Origin of the sequence: Rhizomicrobium sp., from assembly GCA_037200385.1 — a bacterium.
GTDB lineage: Bacteria > Pseudomonadota > Alphaproteobacteria > Micropepsales > Micropepsaceae > Rhizomicrobium.
This window is the reverse complement of sequence record JBBCGL010000001.1, coordinates 4,142,529-4,164,630: the sequence shown is the minus strand read 5'-3', so window position 1 is coordinate 4,164,630 and position 22,102 is coordinate 4,142,529. Positions and strand designations below refer to the sequence as shown.

The 22,102-nt window shown below is 65.7% G+C and carries 19 protein-coding genes and 1 tRNA gene; 11 read left to right on the top strand and 9 right to left on the bottom strand.

The features are described 5' to 3' along the window. The first annotated feature begins 107 nt into the window (after positions 1 to 107). Positions 108 to 1,235 (top strand): TonB-dependent receptor plug domain-containing protein, encoded by a 1,128-nt coding sequence (locus tag WDM91_20005; protein ID MEI9996888.1) that lies wholly within the window; start codon positions 108 to 110, stop codon positions 1,233 to 1,235. Positions 1,236 to 1,275: 40 nt separating this feature from the next. Then, complete coding sequence (locus WDM91_20000) at positions 1,276 to 2,631, top strand: TonB-dependent receptor (protein ID MEI9996887.1); 1,356 nt, start codon at positions 1,276 to 1,278, stop codon at positions 2,629 to 2,631. Positions 2,632 to 2,683: 52 nt separating this feature from the next. On the opposite strand, the gene WDM91_19995 is transcribed toward WDM91_20000, so the two are convergent. The 3 genes from WDM91_19995 to WDM91_19985 are packed head-to-tail and all read right to left on the bottom strand — an operon-like array spanning position 2,684 to position 6,440. Next, complete coding sequence (locus WDM91_19995; GenBank protein MEI9996886.1) at positions 2,684 to 3,574, bottom strand: oxygenase MpaB family protein; 891 nt, start codon at positions 3,572 to 3,574, stop codon at positions 2,684 to 2,686. A gap of 46 nt (positions 3,575 to 3,620) precedes the next feature. Further along, positions 3,621 to 5,225 carry a fatty acid--CoA ligase gene (locus WDM91_19990; GenBank protein MEI9996885.1) on the bottom strand — a complete coding sequence of 535 codons (1,605 nt, stop codon included), beginning with the start codon at positions 5,223 to 5,225 and terminating at the stop codon, positions 3,621 to 3,623. A 12-nt stretch (positions 5,226 to 5,237) separates the two neighbouring features. Continuing rightward, entirely contained in the window at positions 5,238 to 6,440 is a 1,203-nt protein-coding gene (locus WDM91_19985; protein ID MEI9996884.1) for an acyl-CoA dehydrogenase family protein, read from the bottom strand. 231 nt (positions 6,441 to 6,671) lie between these two features. Here WDM91_19985 and WDM91_19980 point away from each other — a divergent pair, with 231 nt between their 5' ends. Both WDM91_19980 and WDM91_19975 read left to right on the top strand, forming a co-directional pair. After that, positions 6,672 to 7,769, top strand: coding sequence for a helix-turn-helix domain-containing protein (locus WDM91_19980; protein ID MEI9996883.1), 1,098 nt, complete (start codon positions 6,672 to 6,674; stop codon positions 7,767 to 7,769). 148 nt (positions 7,770 to 7,917) lie between these two features. Continuing rightward, positions 7,918 to 8,316, top strand: a complete 399-nt coding sequence (locus WDM91_19975; protein ID MEI9996882.1) for a tyrosine-type recombinase/integrase — start codon at positions 7,918 to 7,920, stop codon at positions 8,314 to 8,316. A 16-nt stretch (positions 8,317 to 8,332) separates the two neighbouring features. On the opposite strand, the gene WDM91_19970 is transcribed toward WDM91_19975, so the two are convergent. The 3 genes from WDM91_19970 to WDM91_19960 form a co-directional block, all read right to left on the bottom strand. After that, positions 8,333 to 8,407, bottom strand: a tRNA-Val gene (locus WDM91_19970). A gap of 148 nt (positions 8,408 to 8,555) precedes the next feature. Then, positions 8,556 to 9,206 (bottom strand): energy transducer TonB, encoded by a 651-nt coding sequence (locus tag WDM91_19965; protein ID MEI9996881.1) that lies wholly within the window; start codon positions 9,204 to 9,206, stop codon positions 8,556 to 8,558. A 177-nt stretch (positions 9,207 to 9,383) separates the two neighbouring features. Continuing rightward, positions 9,384 to 9,743, bottom strand: a complete 360-nt coding sequence (locus WDM91_19960; GenBank protein MEI9996880.1) for a response regulator — start codon at positions 9,741 to 9,743, stop codon at positions 9,384 to 9,386. A gap of 163 nt (positions 9,744 to 9,906) precedes the next feature. Between WDM91_19960 and WDM91_19955 the strand changes: the two genes are divergently transcribed. From WDM91_19955 to WDM91_19930, 6 genes are all read left to right on the top strand, one after another. Continuing rightward, positions 9,907 to 10,821, top strand: a complete 915-nt coding sequence (locus tag WDM91_19955; GenBank protein MEI9996879.1) for an N-formylglutamate amidohydrolase — start codon at positions 9,907 to 9,909, stop codon at positions 10,819 to 10,821. Positions 10,822 to 11,335: 514 nt separating this feature from the next. Further along, positions 11,336 to 12,214, top strand: a complete 879-nt coding sequence (locus WDM91_19950) for a UDP-2,3-diacylglucosamine diphosphatase (protein ID MEI9996878.1) — start codon at positions 11,336 to 11,338, stop codon at positions 12,212 to 12,214. A 25-nt stretch (positions 12,215 to 12,239) separates the two neighbouring features. Next, a complete protein-coding gene (locus tag WDM91_19945) occupies positions 12,240 to 13,295 on the top strand; it encodes a glycosyltransferase family 1 protein (protein ID MEI9996877.1) in 1,056 nt (351 codons plus the stop codon). A gap of 140 nt (positions 13,296 to 13,435) precedes the next feature. Next, a complete protein-coding gene (locus WDM91_19940; protein MEI9996876.1) occupies positions 13,436 to 15,046 on the top strand; it encodes a hypothetical protein in 1,611 nt (536 codons plus the stop codon). Then, positions 15,043 to 15,981 (top strand): glycosyltransferase family 2 protein, encoded by a 939-nt coding sequence (locus tag WDM91_19935; GenBank protein ID MEI9996875.1) that lies wholly within the window; start codon positions 15,043 to 15,045, stop codon positions 15,979 to 15,981. Before WDM91_19940 ends, WDM91_19935 begins: the two co-directional genes overlap by 4 nt. Then, entirely contained in the window at positions 15,978 to 16,409 is a 432-nt protein-coding gene (locus WDM91_19930; protein ID MEI9996874.1) for a GtrA family protein, read from the top strand. The genes WDM91_19935 and WDM91_19930 overlap by 4 nt, the downstream gene beginning before the upstream one ends. Here WDM91_19930 and WDM91_19925 read toward each other — a convergent pair whose 3' ends face one another. Genes WDM91_19925 through modB form a run of 3 tightly spaced genes read right to left on the bottom strand, consistent with a single transcriptional unit; the run spans position 16,410 to position 20,327 of the window. Further along, positions 16,410 to 18,467 carry a M13-type metalloendopeptidase gene (locus WDM91_19925; protein ID MEI9996873.1) on the bottom strand — a complete coding sequence of 686 codons (2,058 nt, stop codon included), beginning with the start codon at positions 18,465 to 18,467 and terminating at the stop codon, positions 16,410 to 16,412. A 52-nt stretch (positions 18,468 to 18,519) separates the two neighbouring features. Next, complete coding sequence (gene modC, locus WDM91_19920; protein MEI9996872.1) at positions 18,520 to 19,614, bottom strand: molybdenum ABC transporter ATP-binding protein; 1,095 nt, start codon at positions 19,612 to 19,614, stop codon at positions 18,520 to 18,522. After that, complete coding sequence (modB, locus tag WDM91_19915) at positions 19,611 to 20,327, bottom strand: molybdate ABC transporter permease subunit (protein ID MEI9996871.1); 717 nt, start codon at positions 20,325 to 20,327, stop codon at positions 19,611 to 19,613. Before modB ends, modC begins: the two co-directional genes overlap by 4 nt. Positions 20,328 to 20,425: 98 nt before the next feature. On the opposite strand from modB, the gene WDM91_19910 reads away from it, so the two are divergent. Then, positions 20,426 to 22,093: a hypothetical protein gene (locus WDM91_19910; protein MEI9996870.1), complete on the top strand. Its 1,668-nt coding sequence runs from the start codon at positions 20,426 to 20,428 to the stop codon at positions 22,091 to 22,093. Positions 22,094 to 22,102 lie beyond the last annotated feature (9 nt).

Genomic DNA, 22,102 nt, shown 5'->3' with positions numbered 1-22,102 from the left:
TAAAAATATACCGGGAGAACACGATGTCAGGATTGAGAGGCGCAAATTGCGTCCGCACCTTAGCGTTTCAGCCGGCCGTTAGCCGGGTCCAACGCCGTTCGCTGCTGGTGGCGGCACTGCTTTCGACCGCGTCCGCGATCTGTCCTGCCCACGCAGCGGATATCGAGACGGTCGTCGTTACCGCCGAACGGCACGAAGCGGACATCAACAAGGTCGGCATGTCGATTCAGGCCTTCAGCGGGGCGGCGCTGAAGGCACAGCGTGTCACCAATGTGACGGATTTGGGCACCGTCGTCCCAAGCTTCAACGTCTCGCAAAGCTATGAAGGCGTGCCGACCTTCACGCTGCGCGGCATCGGATTCAACACGGTCGATCTGTCAGCGACCTCCACTGTCGGCACCTATGTCGACGAGGTCGCCTATGCCTACCCCTTCATGATGTCGGGGCCGCTGTTCGATGTGCAACGCGTCGAAGTGCTCAAAGGGCCCCAGGGCACGCTCTATGGCCGCAACACGACGGCCGGCCTGATCGACCTCATCACCAACAAGCCGACGGACGATTTCGCGGCCTCTGTGACCGCCGAAGGCGGCAACAACGGGACATACAATTTCGAGGGCTTCATCAGCGGCCCGCTGACGGACACGTTGAAAGCCCGCCTCGCCTTCCGCACGGAAGACAGCGCCGACGGCTGGCAGCACAGCAATACGCGTCCGGGCGACACGCTCGGCAGGAAGCACAATTATGGCGCGCGCGGCGAATTGGAATGGCAGCCGACACCGCAATTGACCGTCAACCTGACGGTCGATGGCTGGATCAACCGGTCGGACTCCGTCGCGGCGCAGGCGACCGGCCTGACCGTTGCGGCAGGCCCTCCGAACGCCCAATCCTGCCTGCAATTGTCCAGCGTCTTTACGGCGGCCTTCGTGCCCGGCTTTACCCCGGGCGGCGTCTGCCCGGCGACGACCTTGCCGATCGGCGGATTGGTGCCGGTCGCCGGCCTGCCGATCGACACCCGTCTGCAAAATTACCTGGCGGCCAATCAACCGACAAAGGGTTCGCAAGCCGACTGGGAGCCTGCGGCCCAGCGCGGCGCCGATATCGGCACCGGCCTGGGAATGAACCGGCCGCTCGCCGAGAACGACAATTTCTATTCCATCGCCGGACGCGTCGATTACAGGTTCAACGACAATAATTTCGGCAACCTCGCTGACGGCGTTCAATCATGTCAAGCGTGACGGCGTCAACGACTGGTCGGGAGCCCCTTACGAGATTCTCGTGCAAAACGAGGTCGGGCATATCGGATCGTTTTCCGAGGAGCTCCGCCTGCAGGGCGATACCGATGCGGTTCACTGGATGGTCGGCGGCTACTACGCCAACGACACCATCTTCGACGGCGACCGGACCATGCTGGGCCAGAACAGCAGCGCCTTGCTGATCCGCTCGCTCGGCGAGGTTTTGCTGGCCACGCCGCCGTTCAACGCGATCAACACATTCGGCACCACGCCGACGGAGATGGCGGAGGCGTTCCGCACGTTCGGCGACCGCGGCACGATCGACTCCAACACATGGAGCGCCTTCGTCAACGCGGACTGGCAACTGACCGATGCGCTCAAGCTCACGGGCGGAATTCGCTATACGCAGGATCACCAGACCTTCGCGGGCTGCTCCTTCGACGTGAACGGAAACCTCGCGACGAGCGTCAACATCGTGAATCGCACGTTGTTCCCGCTGATCTATGGCGTGGCGACACCCGCCCCGATCGCCCCCGGTGACTGCGTTTCATTCAATCCGGTCACCGATTCGTTCGGCGTGATCAACGAGAAGCTCAACGAGGACAACGTGGCGTGGCGCGCCGCGGCGGACTGGCAGGTCGAGCCCGATACGTTGCTCTATGCGTCCGTGTCCGAGGGCTACAAGGCCGGCAATATCCCGATCATCGCCGCGAACATCGCCAGCCAAGAGGTCCCGGCCAAGCAGGAACGCCTGTTGTCCTATGAAGTGGGCGTGAAGACGGGGCTGGCGGATGGAAAGGTTCAGCTCAACCTTGCCGCGTTCTATTACGATTATGGCGACAAGCAGCTGAGCGTCCTGTTCGCGGATCCGATCTATACCGTTCTCGGCCGGGTAGCGAATATTCCGACGTCCAATGCCAAAGGCCTGGACGGCGACGTGACCTGGGCGATCACCGATCATCTGACGGCGATGCTGGCGGCGACCTATGTCGAGACCTATGTCGGCAATTATCTCGGCGTGGACGAAGCCGGCAACCCGGCGAATTTCAAGGGCGGCCGGTTCCCCTATAGTCCGCATTGGCAGGGCGCGTTGACGCTCAATTACGACACGCCCATCACCGATACGCTCGGTCTGCAGGCGACCGTCAACGAGCATTGGCAGTCGAAATCCTGCGCCGATCTGTGCACGGACGCCGTCTATGCGATCAAGTCCTACGGCCTGCTGAACGCCAGCATCGGGCTCCATAGCCTGGACAATAATTGGCTGCTTTCCATCTGGGGCCGCAACCTCACCAACCAGTATTATTGGACCTCGGTGGCCAACAACACGAACACCTATGTGCGCTTTCCGGGCATGACCATGACCTACGGTGCATCCCTGACCTACAATTTCAATTGAGAACGCGCTGCCCGCCCCGAATTTTTTGGGACGGGCACGCCATGCGTCTATATCAGCGCGTATAGAGATAGAACGAGGAAAGCCCCATGCGCCGGCAGGATTGCGAAGGTGGGCTGGACAGCACCGGAATGCGATCCGCCAGCGCGCCGGCGATGCGTATAAGCCTGGCCTCCCACGGTTTCAAACTCCATTCCGGCCCCAGGCCCAGAATATCGCGAACCCATTGCGGGGTGATCTCGACGGCGGCGCGTACCAGCATCCGCTGAACGGGCTTCAGCGGCCCGGGGAGGATCGGCGTGCGCAGCATGATGTCGAGGAATTCGAACACGATGTCGGAGCGTTCGAGCTTCGGCCGTATCGCTTCAAATTGGGCGTTCAATTCCGCCCGAGAGGTCGGGGCGCCCGTTGCGCCGTACAGACGCGCCGATGGCGCCGCTTCGGCATAAAATTTATCCTTGTCCGCATCGCTGACCGGCCGCACGAAAGCGCTATAGGCCTCGAGGAAGCCGAAGCTCGCTGTCGCCTGCACCCAGTCGAGCAGTTGGGTATCATTGGCATGATAGGGCGTGCCGTCCGGCGTCGTTCCCACGACGCGCGCATGCATGCGGCGGACGCCGGCGATCATCGCCTCGGTCTTGCTGCGCGGCCCGTAGACGGTGAGCATCGCGGCGAGGCCCGTGCGCTGCATGCGCGCCAGGGGCTCACGGCGGAACGAGGAATGATCCCAGACTCCCGAGCGCACGCCGGGCTCGGCGAATTCGAGCAGCACGGCCGTGATGCCGCCAATGAACAGCGACACCGGATTCTTGAACACCTGCCAGGAAACCGAATCCGGCGCGGTCAGGGCCGGCTCGCCCTTCGGCGTTGTGAAATCGATCTTGCCGTAGCTGGATGGCCTCTGCTTGGCGGTATTGGAAGAGATCGTTGCGGCTGTGTCGGTCATGCGGTGTTGCACTCCTGTCATGATAACGGCGGGCCGGGCATCGGGTTCAATTCACCCGCCGCTCGCGGCTCGCCCAATAGGGCTCGCGCAACTGGCGGCGCAGGATCTTGCCCGAAGCGTTGCGCGGCAGGGCAGCGATCACGTCGATGCTCTTGGGCGCCTTGAAATGGGCTATGCGCGAGCGGGCGAAGGCGATGACATCGGCGGCATCGACGGTGCGGCCGGGCTTGGGGACCACGACGGCCTTTACCGCCTCGCCCCATCTTTCATCGGGCACGCCGATCACCGCGACTTCGGCGATGTCGGGATGGCCGTAGATCGAGCTTTCGACTTCGGCGGGATAGATGTTCTCGCCGCCGCTGATGATCATGTCCTTGACACGGTCCTGGATGTAGAGATAGCCGTCGGCGTCGAGATAGCCGGCGTCGCCGGTCCGTAGCCAGCCCTCACTGTCGACCGTCTTGGCCGTCGCCTCCGGCAGGTGCCAATAGCCGGCCATGTTCGCCACCGAGCGGATCGCGACTTCGCCGATGACGCCGGGCCCCAACGTTTTTCCAGCTTCGTCCATCACCTTCAATTCCACGCCCGGCATTGGGATGCCGGCGGAGCGCATGCGCGGATTGCCGGCCGGATCGTGATCCTCCGGCGGCAGATAGGCGACCGTGCCGCAGGTTTCGGTCATGCCGTATTGCTGGCAGAAGCCGCAGCCGAACACCGCCATGCATTCGCGCAAGAGGTCGAGCGGAATGGGCGAGGCGCCATAGAGGATGTATTTCAGGCGGCTGTAATCGACCTCGCGGGCGCGCGGCTGGCTGACGACGATCTGCAGCGCCGCCGGCACCATGAACATTTTCGAAATCCTGTCGCGCTCGATGAAATCGAGCACCTTGGTCGGATCGAACTCGCGCGCCACGACGCCTTTGGCGCCGTTGTAGAGGCCGACGATGCCCCAGCCGGTGCCGCCGATATGCGCGACCGGCATCGCCACGAGGCTGACATCGCCCGGACCCCACTGGTTCCAGTCGAGCCCGGCTTCCGCGGCCAGGCGCCGTCCGCCGAGCAGATTGACGTGCCGCAGCATCGCGCCTTTGGGATTACCCGTGGTGCCGGAGGTGTAGAGTTGCAGGGCGATGTCCGTTTCCCGGATCGGCCGTGCGGGATCGGTGTCGCTTTGTCGATCGCGCCACGCCTCATAGAGCGGAAATTCTGCCGCGTCGTCTTCCATGGCGACGATTTGTTCGACTTTATCGAGCTCGCCGCCGATCTGGCGAACCAGCGCCATCGACTCCGGGCCGACGAAAAGGAATCGGGCCTCCGCATCATTCGCCATAAAGGCGACTTCGCGCGGCGCCAGCCGCCAGCCGATCGGCGTCATCACCACCCCGGCCTTCGCCGCACCGAGCAGCAGTTCGAAATAATGGTCGCTGTTCTTGCCGACATAGCAGATGCGGTCGCCCGGCCGCGCCCCGGCCTCGATGAGCGCGTGGGCGACCTGGTTGCTGTGCCGGTCGAGCGCATCGAAACTCGTGTCGCGGCCCTCGAACGACAGGGCGATGTCGTCGGGCCGAACGCGCGCGTGGTAACGCGGGATATCCGCAAGGGTCGGAATCTGTGCGTGATCGAGCGGGGCAGCCGATTGCGATGAACTCATGCTCCTGATCCTTCAGAGGCGCAGCACATGGCGGGCGATGATGTCGCGCTGGATTTCGTTGGAGCCGCCATAGATCGACGCCGCGCGGTTGTTGAGATAGCGCGCCATTGTGTGGAGGCTGTGCGCCGGGCCGACCGGTTCTATATTCGAGCCCGGCATGCGGGCTTCGGGCTGCTCTACCAGCGCATAGTGGCCCGCCACTTCGATGCCGATTTCGTCCAGGCGCTGCATGGCCTCGGTGCTCTGCATCTTCAGCATCGAGGACGCCGGACCCGGATTGCCGCCGGAGGCCAGGGCGCACATGACGCGGTGCTCCGTCATCTCGATCGTCTCGATCCGAATCGCGGCTTCAGCCAGCTTGCGGCGAAAATCCGGATCGTCGCGCAGGGCGTCGCCGCCGCCGGCGGGTTCGGCTTCCGCCATCTGGCGCAGCCGCTCCAGCGCGACCTTCAGGCCGGCCGCCGCGCCGCCACCGCGTTCGAATTCGAGGAGATATTTGGCGACCGTCCAGCCGTCATTCTCCTCGCCCAATCGGCCCGCCTTGGACACGCGCACATCGGTGAAGAACACCTGGTTCAGCTCGTGCTCGCCCGCCAGCGTGATAATGGGGGCGACGGTGATACCTGCGCTCGCCATGTCGAGCAGCAGGAAGGTGATGCCAGCCTGGGGCTTGCCTTCGGCCCGGGTGCGCACCAGGCAGAACATTTTGTTCGCCCAATGGGCGTGCGTGGTCCATATCTTGGAGCCGTTCAGCACGTAATCGTCGCCGTCGGAGATCGCGCGCAGAGACAGCGATGCCAGATCCGAGCCAGAACCCGGCTCGGAATAGCCCTGGCACCAGTAATCCTCGCCGGAAAGGATGCGCGGCAGGTAATGCGCCTTCTGCTCCGGCGTGCCATAGCCCATGATCACGGGACCGACCATCCTGAGCCCCATCGGCGCCAGGCCAGGCGCACCCGCACGGGCACATTCCGCGGCGAAGATGTAGCGCTGCATTTCCGTCCAGCCGGTGCCGCCATATTGCTTCGGCCAGCTTGGCGCGACCCACCCCTTGGCGTGCAGGATTTTCTGCCAGGCGATGCTGAAAGCCTTCGGCGTGAAGACGCTGGTCGTGGCGCGTCCCGCCGCGCGCAGCTCGGCCGTCAGATGCTCGTCCAGGAACGCGCGCACCTCGCGGCGGAACAGCAACTCTTCAGACGTCAACGCAAGATTCACCACCGGCCTCGTGAAATCGTAAAATGCGCGCCCGCGCTGCGTGATTCTGGTGCATAGCTCAGGTCCCGGCTAGGACGCGCCTGTGCAACAAGACCGGGACAAATTCGATCACGGCAATCGCCGCAGATGAGAATTTCCGTAACGGAATGCTGCCGCGCGCCGTTCCGGCTGTCGCAAGAGCCGGGTGATTGTGATGAAATAGCAGCTGGATAAACGGCGCTCGTCACGTTGGTGCCAGGGAGAAAAGGCGTGAATCTCGCCGTCCACATCCGCCGTCCCGAAGGACCTGGGCATTTCACGGCGGCAGGCTTTCATGTGCCGAGAGATTACTTGGTTCTGCTTCTGGGGTCCGTCGTGGCCACGCGGCTGCTGGCGAAATCCGGCGCGCACGGCAGTGGCCGTCCGGATTGCGACGAATTCATACCCTCGACCGTATTTCTGAAACTGTGCCTCGAACAGATGCGCATAACCGACGACGAATCCTTCGGCATATCGGCCAAACCCATCCCCAAAGGCACGCTCGGCATCCTCATGGCCGCCGCCGGCCAGGGCAACAATCTGGGTGAGGCTCTGAAACGTTTCGCCGCTGCCGCGGTGCTTTTGAGGCCGGATATCAAGGTCGCCGTAAGGCGGAACAGGCGGGGGCTCAGCATCGCCTTGAGCTATGAAGGCAAGCGAACCGCGCGCATGGAATTGTTCGTCGAGACCTTCGCGCTCACGATCCATTGCGCCTTTCGCTGGCTCACGGGCCGCCGCTTGCGGCCGCTGCAGGCGATATTGGCCGAGCCGATCGGTCGATTCCGGAAGACCATGCTGAAGAGCGTTCTTCGCTGCCCAACAATCGTGAAAGGTAGCGGGGCGACGCTGTCCTATCGGGCAAGTGACGCGGCGGCGCCCCTCGCGCCGGTCAAATACAATACCTGGGCGGCGCATGAATTCGTCGAGTTCATGCGCCTGCTCGAGGAAGCGGCAGCCGACCGCAACTCACGCACGACCGAGGGCGCTCCGGCAATTGTCAGGGATGTTCGCGAGGCGATTTACGGCGGACTGCACGGTGAGACGGCGGTGGCGCGACATCTGCGGATGAGCTCGGCCACGCTACGGCGGCGGCTTGCGGATGCTGGCAGCTCGTTCCGCGCCTTGCTGGACGATGTTCAGCGCGGCACGGCCGCGACGCTGCTGATGACCGACAAATCCTTCGAGGAGATCGCCGCCGAAATCGGCTATTCCGACGCGCGCAGCTTCCGGCGCGCCGGCCAGCGCTGGTTCGGCATGACGCCCAGCGCCTATCGGCGAGGACAGGCACCGCGCCACAAGCGGCCAGTGTAACGGTCGCGCCAACCGTATCTGCTCGTACCTCTCCGCGCGCTCGCGCACACATCGCATGCTTTGCCGACATAGAGAATTTCGCGCACGCCGGAACGAGATAGGCGTGGAAGGTCGCAAGCAGACAAAGAAGTGTCGGCCGACGGTTCCGATGACCAACACGCTGCTGCCATGGTTACAGAAAGTGAAGTCCAATTACGTCGTCACCTATCACGGTGACCGTGTCTTCTCGGTCAAGAAGGCCTTCCAGCGCCTGCTCAAGATAGCCAAAGGCTTGCCAGAGCGGATTTCGCCCTACTGCATCCGGCACACCATGGCGAAAGAACTCAGGCGTCGCGGCGTTCCGCCCCGGGAGGTCCAAGGCATGTTGGGACACAAGGCCGCTGGACTGCGGACGACGGAGATCTACGCCAAATACGATCCGAGCTATCTGCGTGCGGCACGGCTCGCCATTAACGAGGTCATGGCGGACATCAACGCAAGAACGACGAAGCGCAATATCGTTCTGCCGAGCCAGCCGAAACTGGTCGTTGTGGGTTCTGTAAGTTGAACTAAGTGCTTGAAAATGGTGGGCAATACAGGGATTGAACCTGTGACCTTCCCCATGTCAAGGGGACGCTCTCCCGCTGAGCTAATTGCCCGCGCGATGCCGGTACCGGCGGGGCGGCAGCTATAGCCTCGACTGCCCAGGGGGGCAAGCGAGCTTTTCAAGCGGCAAAGCCCGACCCGTCCAAGCAAAAAGCCCCGCAGTGCGTCGTGGCTCTGCGGGGCCGGCAATTGCGGTGGCCGTTAGCGATGGGCCTGTGTCAGGTCGAACTTCACTGCCGCCAAGGTTCGGCTCGCCACGGCATTGCCGCTCTCAAGGGCCGGCTTGTACTTCCAGTGTCCGACCACCCAGGCGATGGCGGCCTGATCCAGTTCGGGGAAACCGCTCGACTGCGCGACGCTGGCCGAAGCCACGTTGCCGTCCGGCGCCACCATGACGGTCAAAGTCACCGTACCCGTATGGCCCAAGCGGCTTTCGAGCGCCGGATAAGGCGGCGTCGTATGGGTGCCTGCAACGGCGACAGCGCCCCGGTCGACCGGCAAGGCGGTCGGCTCGGTCGGCTGGAGCGGACGCGGGTCATGCTGCGTCGCCTGGATCACCGGCTCGTCCCGCGCGATGTCGAATTTGGGTTCAGGCACGTAGACCTGCTTCTCGACCGGGACCGCAAGCACCGGCGTCGGCGGGATGGGGACCGGCTTCGGCGGAACGGTCCTTTCCGTGAGATCGACCGTGAGGGTGTGATCGACATTCGCGATGATGTGCTGCGCCATGCCGCTGACGAGCATATAGGCCGCCCCCACATGCAGCAGCGCCACCGTGCCGATGATCGCCGCGCGCCGCGGCGTCATCCCAGAGGGCCGTGTGCTCAGTATGTCGTGTCGTGCAATCTGCATCGATGCCTCCCGCTTTCGCCGACGCCCAAGCGCGCCGGCGGCCGGCTCCCCGATCAGCTCGGACTTGCCGGACGGCGGAATGGGAGCGCAGAAATCCGGCGGCGTGCAGGCGCCAATGGGGCGCGGCGGCCTCATTGACCGCGCAAAACGGCCTCATTTCGGATGGCGCGTGGCGCCTTACGCCGCGATCATGCGGTCGACTTCGGCGACGATCTCGCGCAGATGGAAGGGCTTCGACAACACCTTCGCCTGCTTGGGTGCGTTCGCCGAGGGATGCAGCGCGACCGCCGCGAAGCCGGTGATGAACATGATCTTCAAGGCCTGGTCCATCTCGGCCGCGCGCTTGGCGAGTTCGATGCCGTCCATGCCCGGCATCACAATGTCGGTGACCAGAAGATCGAAGCGGAAGCCCTTCAGGCACTCGTAGGCATCGCCGCCATCGCCGAAATCGGTGACCGCATGGCCGGCCTTCACCAGCGCCTGCGCGAGGAACTTGCGCAAGCTTTCGTCGTCTTCTGCCAGAAGAATATGCGCCATGGGCCCGCTCTTGCCCCTCCACTTAAGCCTATAACGGGCAAACGGTAAACGACGGTTAACGGCGGGGCCGGGACGGAGACCGACCCCGGCAAGGCGCGGCCCTTTCGCCGCTTGATCGGGCTGGCGCGTTAATGGTCCACTGAAGGCAAGGACGGCGAATCGCATGGCGCAGGCGGGATCAGGCAGGACGGGTGACGGCGACGCCGAGCTGGCCGGACTGTATGCCGAACCCTTTCGCATCCATCGCCCGTTCCGCCAGACGGTGCCCTTCGTCTTCGCCTCGCCCCATTCGGGCCGCGCCTACCCCGCCAGCTTCGTGGCGATGAGCCGGCTCAGCGCGCTTTCGTTGCGCCGCTCGGAGGACGCCTTCGTCGAGGAGCTGTTTTGCGGTGCGGTGGCGCTGGGCGCGCCGATGATCGCCGCTCGCTTTCCGCGCGCCTTCCTGGACGCCAACCGGGCGCCGGCGGAAATCGACAGCGCGATGTTCGAGGGCGCCCTTGCGGTCACGGTCGACACGCCGACACCGCGCGTGGCGGCGGGGCTGGGCGTGATCCCGCGGATCGTGCGCGATGGGGCGGAGATCTACCGCGCCAAGCTCCCGGCGCGCGACGCCGAGGAGCGGCTGACCCGGCTTTATCGGCCTTATCACGCCGCCTTGAGGGAATTGGTGGAGGAAACCCGCGCGCTGTTCGGCGTGGCCGTCGTCATCGATTGCCACTCGATGCCGTCCGCCGCCGCCATCCCCGACGTGGTGCTGGGCGACCGCTACGGCATGGCCGCGGCGCCGCTCGTGACCCGGGCCGCGGAGCTCGCCTTCGAATCGCAGGGCTTCCGGCATGCACGCAACACGCCCTATGCCGGCGGCTACACGACGCATCTGCACGGACGACGCGACCAGGACGTGCATGCGCTGCAGGTCGAAATCAACCGCGCGATCTATCTGGACGAGGAGCGGATCGCCAAAGGGCCGCATTTCGAGCTGGTCCATGCCCGGCTGACCGAGGTGATCACCCGCCTGGTCGGCATCGAGCCGGGCCTGTTGGCCCGCAGCCGCCGGCATAGCCTGGCCGCCGAGTGAACCTTCCGTTTCCGTGATGCCCAGAATTCGGACTTGCGCGGCGCCAGCGGCGTCCGGTGCGATAGCGATGCAGCAGAAGCTGGGGAAGAAAAAAGGCCGCTCCAGAGGAGCGGCCAAGTTCAGGGAGGAAACGCCCAGGAAGGGCAGGCGGCATGACTAACGGGAGGTCGGTCATACCGCGCTGCAACAATATGGACTCCTGCCTTGCTCCGCGCAAGTCCAAAGATTCGGCAATTTCGTGAAAAACCCAGCAAATCGGCGCCAATTAGCCTGATTTGCAGGCATTCTCGAAACTTCCGACTTTATTGTGCGGCGCAAAATCACAGGCTGATCCGCGGGGTGATCCCTAACGAATCCTTACCAAGTCATGCCGCTGTCGCTGCACCGCAACAAAAGATTCGCAGACCTTCCGCAAAAGATTCGCACGCTTAGCGCAAAAGATTCGTGCGCCACCGTTACGCAGTCGGCTTCAGAAGGGACGCAGATTCGCGTCCGCTTTTGAGGAGCGCGACGAATGGCCCGTATCTCCTGGCTGGTATCGCCGCCGGTGTCTTTCAAGCCGCCGCGCGTCGCGTCGCCGCCGGCCCGGCCGACACGCTTCCACCGCACGATCTTCGTCTCCGACATCCATCTGGGGACACGGGGCTGCAAAGCCGAGCAGCTGCTGGACTTCCTCGAGCAGAACAGCTGCGAGACCCTTTATCTGGTCGGCGACATCGTCGACGGCTGGCAGCTCAAGCGCCGCTGGTTCTGGCCCGAGGCGCATAGCCGCGTGGTCCATGAGATCCTGCGCAAGGTCGACGAGGGCACCCGGGTGATCTTCGTTCCGGGCAATCACGACGAATTCCTGCGCGGCTTCTGCGGCCGCACCTATGCCGGCGTGGAAGTGGTGCGCGAGACCGTGCACGAGACGGCGGACGGCAAGAAGCTGCTGGTGCTGCACGGCGACCAGTTCGACGGCGTGATCGAGTTCGCCAAATGGCTCGCCCATCTGGGCTCCTGGGCCTACGACAAGGCGCTGGCCGCCAACGAGGTGCTGCACGGCATCCGCCGCAAGCTCGGCCTGCCCTATTGGTCGCTCTCCAACTGGCTCAAGCATGCCGTCAAGGACGCCGTCGAATATGTCTGCCGCTTCGAGGAAGTGGTGGCGCGGGCGGCCGAAAGCAAAGGCCTCGACGGCGTGATCTGCGGCCACATCCACCAGGCGGCGATCCGCCGGATCGGCAACGTCCTCTACCATAACGATGGAGACTGGGTTGAAAGCTGCACAGCCCTTGTCGAAGATGCCAGCGGACATCTGGAGATCATTCGTTGGGCCGCTCCCGTTTCAGCCCAAGCCACAGGATCCCAAGAGGGGGCCGTCGCCGGCGAAGCCGCGCCTGTACCCGCGTAGGGTCCGGCGGCTCTGGCCGGACGCGGTGAGGCCGCTCGGCCGCTTTCCTGTGCCCGGCAAGGAACACCTCAAGATCCTGATCGTCACCGATGCGTGGAAGCCGCAGGTGAACGGCGTCGTCACGACGCTGGAGATGCTGGGCCGCGAGCTCAAGGCGCTCGGCCACGAGGTGCGCTATGCGACGCCCGAGGGCCGGTTCAGCCTGCCGCTGCCGACCTATCCCGAGATCCGTCTTGCGATCTTCCCACGCCAGGGGCTGGAGAAGATCATCCGCGAATTCGCCCCCGATGCGGTGCATATCGCGACTGAGGGTACGATGGGGATGAGCGCCCGGGCGATCTGCATCGAGCACGGCATCGAGTTCACCACCGCCTTCCATACCCGCTATCCAGAATACGTCCATGCCCGCTTCCCTTTCATCCCGGAGCGCTGGGTGTGGGCGTGGGAGCGCTGGTTCCATGCCCGGGGCGTTGCCACCATGGCGCGCACCCCCGCGATGAAGCGCGAGCTGGAAGCCCAAGGCTTCAAGAACGTCCGGCTGTGGGAAGGCGGCGTCGACGTCGAGCGCTTCCGCCCCATCCCGGACGCGACCCTGCCCTATCCCAAGCCGATCTTCCTTTATGTCGGCCGGGTGTCGATCGAGAAGAACATCGAGGCGTTCCTCACGCTCGACCTGCCAGGCACCAAGGTCGTCGTCGGCCCCGGCCCGGCCCGCGAAGCCCTGGCGGCGAAATACCCGCAGGCGAAATTCCTCGGCCCCAAGTCCGGCGAGGAGCTCGTACGCTGTTTCGCGGCCAGTGACGTGAACGTCTTCCCCAGCCTGACCGACACGTTCGGCCTGGTGATGCTGGAGTCGCTGGCCTGCGGGACGCCGGTGGCGACCTTCCCGCGCGACGTGATGCTGGACGTGGTGGGCAATTGCGCCGCCGCGGCGCTGGATGAGGACCTGGGAGCCGCCTGCCGCCGGGCCTTGACCTTGCCGCGCGAACTGGCGCGGCATTATGCCCTTAACCATTCGGGCGTGGCCTCCACGCGCCAATTCCTGAACAATCTGGAAATAGAGCAGCCGCAGGAAGGGTAGGCGCTAAGCCCTATGGCTGCCGCCTTCCGGTACGGGAAATCCCGTTTCGCCGCGGCTGGATGCCCGCATGGGCGGGCATGACAGGCACAACGCCTTGCTCTAGAACCGGCTCGCCTTCTTCGAGCGCGCGCCCCTAGCCCATGTCTGTAGCCAGTGTCGATTCGCGCGCGCTCCGGCTCAGCCGGAATGAATGGCTGTTCCTGTGCCTCACCATCGCGTTCTGGGGCGGCTACGTCCTGTGGCTGGGCAAGGACACGTCCTGGGACTTCCGCAATTACCATTGGTACATCCCCTACGCCTTCCTGAACGGGCGCGAGCCCATCGATATGCTCGTGGCGCACCAGGCGAGCTACTACAACCCGTTCCAGGACATCCCCTTCTACCTGCTGGCGACGCATACGCCGGCATGGTTCGCGCTGTTCGTGCTGGGCTGCGTACAGGGCGCCAATGTCGTGCCGCTCTACATCCTGGGACGCCAGACCCTCGCGATCGACGAGTACAAGCTGGGCGCGGCGGGACTGGCGCTGCTGGGGCAGACCGGCGGCCTCGGCCTCAACATGTTCGGCACGACCTATCACGACAACACGATGAGCGTCCTGATCCTGTCGGCGATCGCGGTCCTGGTCGTGAACCGCCGGCGGCTGCGCGAAGGGCCGCTCTGGCAGGCCGCGGCGATCGCGGGCGGCGCCGGGCTGCTGGTGGGCTCGACGGTCGGCCTCAAACTGCCGGAATTTCCCTTCGCCATCGGCTTCGCGGCGGCGCTGGTCGCACTGGGCGGGAGCTGGAAGCACCAGTCGGTGCGCCTTTTGGCCGGCGGCATCGCGGGCCTGGTCGGCGTCGCGGCGATGATGGGCTATTGGACGCTGCATCTCGAGCACATCACCGGCAACCCGCTCTTCCCCTATTTCAACGAGTCGTTCAAATCGCCGCTCGCGCTGCCGGCGCCCTATCGCGACATGCGCTTCCTGCCGACGCATTTCTGGATCGCGGCGACCTTTCCGATCCGCTTCGCGCTCGATTGGCGCATCGCCGACGACATCCCGTTCCGCGACATCCGGGTGATGCTGGCCTATGTCACGAGTCTCGCCGCGATCGTCGTCTGGCTCCTCGGGCGGCGCTCCAAGGCGCCGCTGGTGTCGCCCGCCGCGGCGGCCGTCACCCTGGCCTTCGCCGGCGCGTCCTATCTCGTCTGGCTCAAGATGTTCGCGATCTACCGCTACATCGTCGGGCTCGAGATGCTCGGACCGCTGCTCGTCGCGATTGCCATCGGATTGCTGCCGCTCCCGCGACGGGTGCAGCTCATCGTGCTGGCCGTGCTGTTCATCGCCACCGCGGCGACGACGCATGTGGAGTATATCGAGCGCTCGCCGGTCAGCGACCCCTTCGTCCAGGCCGACCTGCCGAAGATCGAGCACCCCGAGAAGGCGATGGTCCTGCTGACCGGAGACGGACCGCTGGGGTTCATCGCCCCCTCCTTCCCGCGCCGCATTCCCTTGCTGCGGATCGACGGCTGGATGGTGCAGCCGCAGGATGGCACCAGGCTCACCAAGATGATGAAGGGCCGGGTATGGGAATGGATCGCCCGCAGGCGCGACCTCTACGTCCTGTCCGACGCCTATGACATGGGCCGGACCCGCGAAGCACTGGCCGAATACGGCCTCAGGATCGACTGGCTGAAATGCACGGTGTTCGACACCAACATCATCGGCGACTATGAGTTCTGTCCGGTGTTCAAATGGCCCCGCCAATGACCGATCCGAAAATCGCCGTCCTCCTGCCCTGCTACAACGAGGAAGCCGCGATCGGGAAGACCGTGCGCGACTTCCGCACCGCGCTGCCGGCGGCCGACATCTTCGTCTACGACAACAATTCGAAGGACCGCACGGCGGAGGTCGCCCGGGAGGCGGGCGCCATCGTGCGCAACGAGCCGCGCCAGGGCAAGGGCAACGTCATGCGCCGGATGTTCGCCGACGTCGAGGCCGACATCTATGTGCTGGCGGACGGCGACGACACCTATGACGCGACGCAGGCGCCGGCGCTGATCGCCAAGCTGACCAGCGAGGAGCTCGACCTCGTCACCGGGCGGCGGGTGCATACCGAGGCCGCCGCGTACCGCGCCGGCCATGTCCTGGGCAACAGGATGCTGACCGGCTTGACCGCGCTGATGTTCGGGATCGAACTGAAGGACATGCTGAGCGGCTATCGCATCATGTCGCGGCGGTTCGTGAAGTCGTTTCCCTTCACGGCCGAGGGCTTCGGCATCGAGACCGAGCTGACCGTGCATGCGGTGCGCCTGCTGATGCCGATGGCCGAGGTCGACACGGCGTACAAGGAGCGGCCCGCCGGCTCGGCGAGCAAGCTCAACACCTATCGCGACGGATTCCGCATCCTGTTCACCATCGCCAAGCTGATCCGCGAGGAGCGGCCGCTGTTCTTCTTCAGCGCGATCGCGGCCTTGCTCGCGGTGATCTCGGTCGCCCTGGGCTGGTCGCTGCTGGTGGAATATTACCACACCGGCCTGGTGCCGCGGCTGCCGACCGCGCTGCTGGCGACGGGCCTGATCATCATCGCCTTCCTCTCGCTGATGAGCGGGCTGATCCTCGACACCGTCACGCGCGGCCGCTGGGAAGCCAAGCGCATGGCCTATCTGTCGCTGCGCGGCCCGCAAGACCGGCGCAACTCGTGAGCCTGGCCGAGCGTATCGGCGCCCTGCTGCGCCTGCGGATCGTGCGCTTCGGCGCGGTCGGTGGCGCCGGCTTCGTGGTCGACGAGGCGGTGCTGTGGACCTTCCATCATCTGCTGGGCCTCGACCCCTACAGCGCGCGGGTGATCTCCATCTTCTGCGCCGCGACCTTCACCTGGTGGGGCAACCGCAACCTCACCTTCGCCGAGCACGCGGCCACCGGCGGCGCCGGAGCGCTGGCGCGGGAATGGCTGAAGTTCATGCTGGCCAACGCCGTCGGCGCGCTGGCGAACTATGGGACCTATGTGCTGTGCGTACGCTTCGCACCGCTGCCGCTCGGCAATCCGCTGATCGCGACCGCGGTTGGCGTGGCCGTCGGGCTGGTGTTCAATTTCACTCTGTCGAAGCGGTTCGTGTTCCGGCCCGGCTGATCACCAGATCTTCACGCGGTCCTTCGGGGCCCGGTACATCCGGTCGCCGGGCTTCACGCCGAAGGCGGCGTACCACGCGTCGATGTTCTGCAGCGGGATGTTGGTCCGGGCGCCGGCCGGGGCGTGGGGATCGCTGACGATGCGCTGGCGCGCCGCGTCGTCGCGGATCTTGTAGCGCCAGACCTGGGCCCAGCCGAGGAAGAAGCGCTGATCGCCGGTCAGGCCGTCCAGCACCGGCGCCGGCTTGCCGCCGAGCGACGTGTGATAGGCGTCATAGGCGATCAGCAGGCCGCCGAGATCGGCGATGTTCTCGCCCATGGTGAGGTCGCCGTTGACGTGCAGGCCGGGCAGCACCTCATAGGCGTCGTATTGCGCGCCAAGCGCCTTGATGCGGCGCGCGAAGATCTTCGCGTCGGCCGGCGTCCACCAATCGGCGAGACGGCCTTGCGCGTCATATTGGCGGCCCTGGTCGTCGAAATTGTGCGTCAGCTCATGCGACATCAGTCCGGCCGCGCCGTAATTCACCGCCGGATCGGCGCCGGGATCGAAGAACGGCGCCTGGAGATAGGCGGCGGGGAAGGCGACGAGATTCATCACCGGGTCTTCGTAATCGTTCACCGTCTGCGGCGACTCGGCCCATTCGAGGCGATCGACCATCTTGCCCGGCCGTGCCGCGAGGCGTGCCCACTCGAATTCGCCGATCCGCTGCGCATCGCCGAACAGGTCGTCGGGGGTCACGGCCAGCTTCGAATAGTCGCGATCATCGACCCCCGAACCGATCAGGATCGTCAGGGTCTTGAGCTTGTCGAGCGCCTTGGCCTTGGTCGCCGGGCTCATCCAGTCCAGTCTTGCGATGCGGGCGCGCAAGGCCTCCTTCAGATTGGCCATCTGGACCTGCGCCTTGGCCTTCACCGCCGGCGGGAAGTGCCGCGCCACATAGAGGTCGCCGGTCGCCCAGACCAGGCAGCCATAGATCTCGCTGCGCAATCCGAACAGGATGTCGCCGCCCGCCACGGTGTGCACGCCGCGCTTCCAGCGCGGCCGCTGCTCCGTCGCGCCGGTCAGCGCATGGGCGTGGAATTCGAAGCTCGCATCGGTGAAGGGCTTGGAGAGGTAGTTCGCCGCGTTGTCGGCGATGTTGAACGCCATCCAGGCCTTCAGCGTGTCCAGATCGGCGGCGGCGAACAGCGCCGCGATCTTCGGGATCGCCGTCTTCTCGACCACGACGATCTTGTCCGGCGCGCCGAGGCCGGCACTTGCGAAGAAGCCGTCCCAGTCGAAGCCGGGCGCCATTGCCTTCAGTTCCGCCAGCGACATCGGGTTGTAGGTCTTCACGACGTCGCGTTCTTCGACCCGGCTCCAACTCGCCTCTGCGATCCGTGTTTCGAGCGCGACGATGTCGGCCGCGTTCTTCTCGGCATCCGGCCAGCCCGACAAATCAAGCAGCTTCGCGATGTAGGTCTGATAGGCCGCCTTCTTCGCGGCGAACGAATCCTGAAGGTAGTAGTCGCGGTCCGGCAGGCCGAGGCCCGACTGGCTGAGGCCGATCGCGTAATGCGCCGGGTCCTTGGCGTCGGGCTGCACGAAGACCGAGAAGAACGTACCGTAGAAATCGGCATTGGCCCTGCCCATCAGCGCCGTCAGCGCCTCCCGCGAGGCCGCGCCGCGCACCGCGTCGAGCGCGGGCTTGAGCGGCGCGGCGCCAAGCTGTTCGACCCGTGCCTCGTCCATGAAGGCCGCGTAATAGGCGCCGACCTTGCCTTCGACGGTGTTCGGATCGGCCTTGCCGGCGTCCTCCATGATGCTGCGCAGCTGCAGCAGCACGCGCTCGGCGAGCTGGGCGTGCATGCCCCAGTTGGAGCGGTCGGCCGGAATTTCGGTGCGGGCCTTCCAGGCGCCGTTGGCATAGGCGGCGAAGTCGTCGCCGGGCTTTACCTGCGTGTCGCGCGCCGTGAGATCAAAGCCCCAGGCGCCGAACGGCGCTTCGCTCGCCGCCTGCCCGGCACAAATTGCGATCGCGACCGCCAAGCCCGTCAAAGCCGCATGGAACCGTCTCATGACCAACCCTCCGATGGCCGCCTCTCTTACAGCGAGGCCCGCGCAAGGCCAATCACAAGCGCGGGAGGGGGGCGGCCGGCTGGCCGACCGTCACCGATTTCACGATGGCGAATATGGGCTTGCCGGGCGCCAGCGCCAGCCTTGCGGCGGACGCACGGGTGATGCGCGCGACGAGGCGGGTGGCGCCGCAGGCGAGCTGAATATCGGCATGGCTCGCCGTCTCGGCAATGCCCGACACCAGGGCGGGCAGCACGTTGTTCGCGCTGATCCCGCGCGGCGCCTCCAGCGCGAGCAGGATCTCCTCGGCCCGGATGCGCAGGCGCAGGCGGGCGCCGACGGGCTCGCCCAGCTGCGAAACCAGCAGCGTGCCGCCATCGAAGGCGAGCGCGGTGAGGCCGTCGTCGCGATGGGCGGAGACCGTCGCGGCGATTACCGCGCCGAGCGGCGGCGCACCCGCCAGCGCCGGCAGTTCGAGGCCCGTCAGCACGTCGAAGACCGAACCCTGCAGCGCGACGCGCCCGTCCTTCACCACCACGATGTCGTCGGCCAGCCGTGCGACCTCGTCGAGCGAATGGCTGACATAGAGCATGGGCAGCTTCGCCGCGTCGCGCAGCTGTTCGAGATAGGGCAGGATTTCGGCCCGCCGCTCCGCATCCAGCGCCGCCAGCGGCTCGTCGAGCAGCAGGATCTGCGGCGCGGACAGCAGGGCGCGGCCGAGCGCGACGCGGCCCTTCTCGCCGCCGGACAGCGCATGCGGGCGCCGCGCCAGCAGGTGGGACAGGCCGAGCAGCGCGATGACGCGATCGATCTCCGCCGGCGGCGCCTTCAGCGGGGCGCGGCGCCAGCCGAACAGGAGATTGTCGCGCACGCTCATATGCGGGAACAGCCGGGCGTCCTGGAAGACATAGCCGGCGCGGCGCTGCTGCGGCGGCACGAAGATGCCGGCGGCGGTGTCGAGCACGGTCCGCCCTGCGATGACGATGCGGCCTTGGCGCGGCCGGAACGTGCCGGCAAGGGCGTTGACGATGGTGGTCTTGCCGGCGCCCGATGCGCCGAACAGCGCGGTGACGCCGGTGCGCGGCAGGGTGAAGGCGATGTCGAGCGCGAAGCCGGGGAATGCGTGGCGCAGCGAAAGCTCGACGCTCATGGGCGCGGCCGCATGCGGCGCTGCGCCAGCTCGGCCAGGACCATGAAGACCAGCGCCAGCGCGATCGACATCAGCGACAGGCGCAGCGCCTCCGCCTCGCCGTCCGGCGTCTGCAGCGCGGTATAGATCGCGAGCGGCAGGGTGCGGGTCTCGCCCGGGATGTTGGAGACGAAGGTGATGATGGCGCCGAATTCGCCGAGGCTCGCGGCGAAGGCGGTGATGACGCCGGCCGCGATGCCGGGCAGCGCCAGCGGCAGCGTGATGTTGAGCAGGCGGTCCCACCAGACGGCACCTAGCGTTTGGGCCGCCTCGCCGAGGCCCTGATCGATGGCTTCCAGCGACAGGCGAATGGCACGGACCTGGAATGGGAAGGTGATGATGGCCGAGGCAAGGGCCGCGCCGGTCCAGCTGAACACCAGGCGGATGCCGAAGCTGTGGAGCAGGAAGGCGCCCGGCCCGGCCCTCGTCCCGAAGGCCATGAGCAGCAGGAAGCCGATCGCCACCGGCGGCAGGACCAGCGGCACATGGATCAGACCGTCGACCAGCGTCTTGCCGGGAAAGCGGGTGCGCGCGAGCAGCAGCGCAGCCGCGAAGGCGAAGGGCAGCGCGCCGAATACGGCCGTCGCCGAGATGCGCAGCGACAACAGCAGCGCCTCGCTCTCGGGCGGGGTGAGGATCGCGTCCATGCAGGCGGTGACCGGAATGTTACGCAAGCCTTATATCGGCCAGCCGCCCGCCCGGCCACGCTTCCCGGCTCCGGCGGCGTCCTCTACCGTTCCGGCAAAAAGGGGGAGCCGTGGGGACGTCCAGGTTGGCCATTGCCGTGCTCGCAGCGCTGCTGCTGGGCGGCGCCGGCGCGTCGGGGGACGAGGCGCCGATCGTCGCGGTCACGCCGCCGCCCGTGCTCGCCGCGCTCTATGTGGTGCGTTTCGACCACTGGAGCGCGGCAGACGAGCGCGGCTTCGGCGAGTTCCTGACGTCGCTGGGCGATTCGAACTGCAATACGGTGGACCGCTGCCTGCACGGCCCCGGCAATCCGTTCCGCGCCTCCGACCCGGAGGGGATCTATTTCCGCTCCGACTGCGCCGACCTGCCTTACGTGCTGCGGTTCTACTATGCCTGGAAGCGCGGCCTGCCTTTCGCCTATGTCAGCGACGTCGAGCCCCGCGGCCACACCCGCGATATCCGCTACACCGCGAAAGGCAATGCGGTTTCCGAGCGCGTCATGGTGCCGAGCGGCGAACAAAGCGGCTATGCGGTGATCGACACGCTGCGCGACACGATCTCGTCGGCGACCTATCGCGTCCATCCCGAGCTCGAGGCGCCGCTGCCGCAGGATTTCTATTCGCCGGCGATCGGGCCCCGATCGATCCGGCCGGGCACGGTGATCTACGACCCCAACGGCCATCTGGCGACGGTCTATCGTGTCGATCCCGACGGGCGCATCCATTATCTCGATGCCCATCCGGACAATGCGATGACGCGCGGCTTCTACGATCTGCGCTTCGTGCGCGCGTCGCCGGGGATGGGGGCCGGCTTCAAGAACTGGCGGCCGGTGACGCTGGTCGGCGCGGTGAAGCAAGCGGATGGCAGCTTCGCCGGAGGCCATGTCGTGCTGCCGATGAACCGTCAGATCACGGACTATTCGGTGGAGCAGTTCTTCGGCAATGGGCCGCGGCCCGACGACGACCGCGACTGGCGGGGCGGGACCTTCACGCTGAACAAGGAGACGATGGATTATTACGACTATGTCCGGGCACGGCTGGCCGGCGGCAGGCTGGAATTCGATCCGCTCAAGGAAGTGCACGACATGGTCGAGTCCAATTGCGCCGACCTGCACTACCGTGCCGATGCGGTGACGCTGGCGCGCAATGCCGGGCTGACGGACATGCCCCAGCCGGCTCGGCTGCCGCCCAACATCTACGGCACCGAAGGCGACTGGGAGACCTATTCGACGCCGTCGCGCGACGCCCGGCTCAAGACGGCGTTCAAGGCGCTGCGCGACCAGGTCGCGCGCTTCATGGCGATGTACCAGGCCGGCGATCCGCGCCTCAAATATGCGGGGCCGGGCCTCGCAGTCGACATGCTGACCATGTACGACCGCACCGCTGCGGCCTGCCGCATCTCCTATGCGCGGAGCGACGGCGCGACGGTCGGCTTCGGCTATGAGGATGCGCGCAAGCGGTTGTTCCTCTTTTCCTTCGATCCTTATCATTGCGTCGAGCATCGGTGGGGCGCGTCGGACCCGCGCGAACTGGCGACCTGCCGCGACGGCGCGGTCAAGCGGGCCTGGTATGTGGCGGAGCAGCCGCTGCGCAACCAGATCGCGCGGACATACGACGTGCAGATGGGTTTCGCGCTCGGCGAGCTGACCGCACATGCGCCGGGCTCTGGCGTCGCGGCAGCGCCGGATACGGATGTGCGGACCTATCTGTGGCTGAACAGAACCGCGCCCCGCGGCAAGCCGAAGCCCAAATAGAAAAAGGCC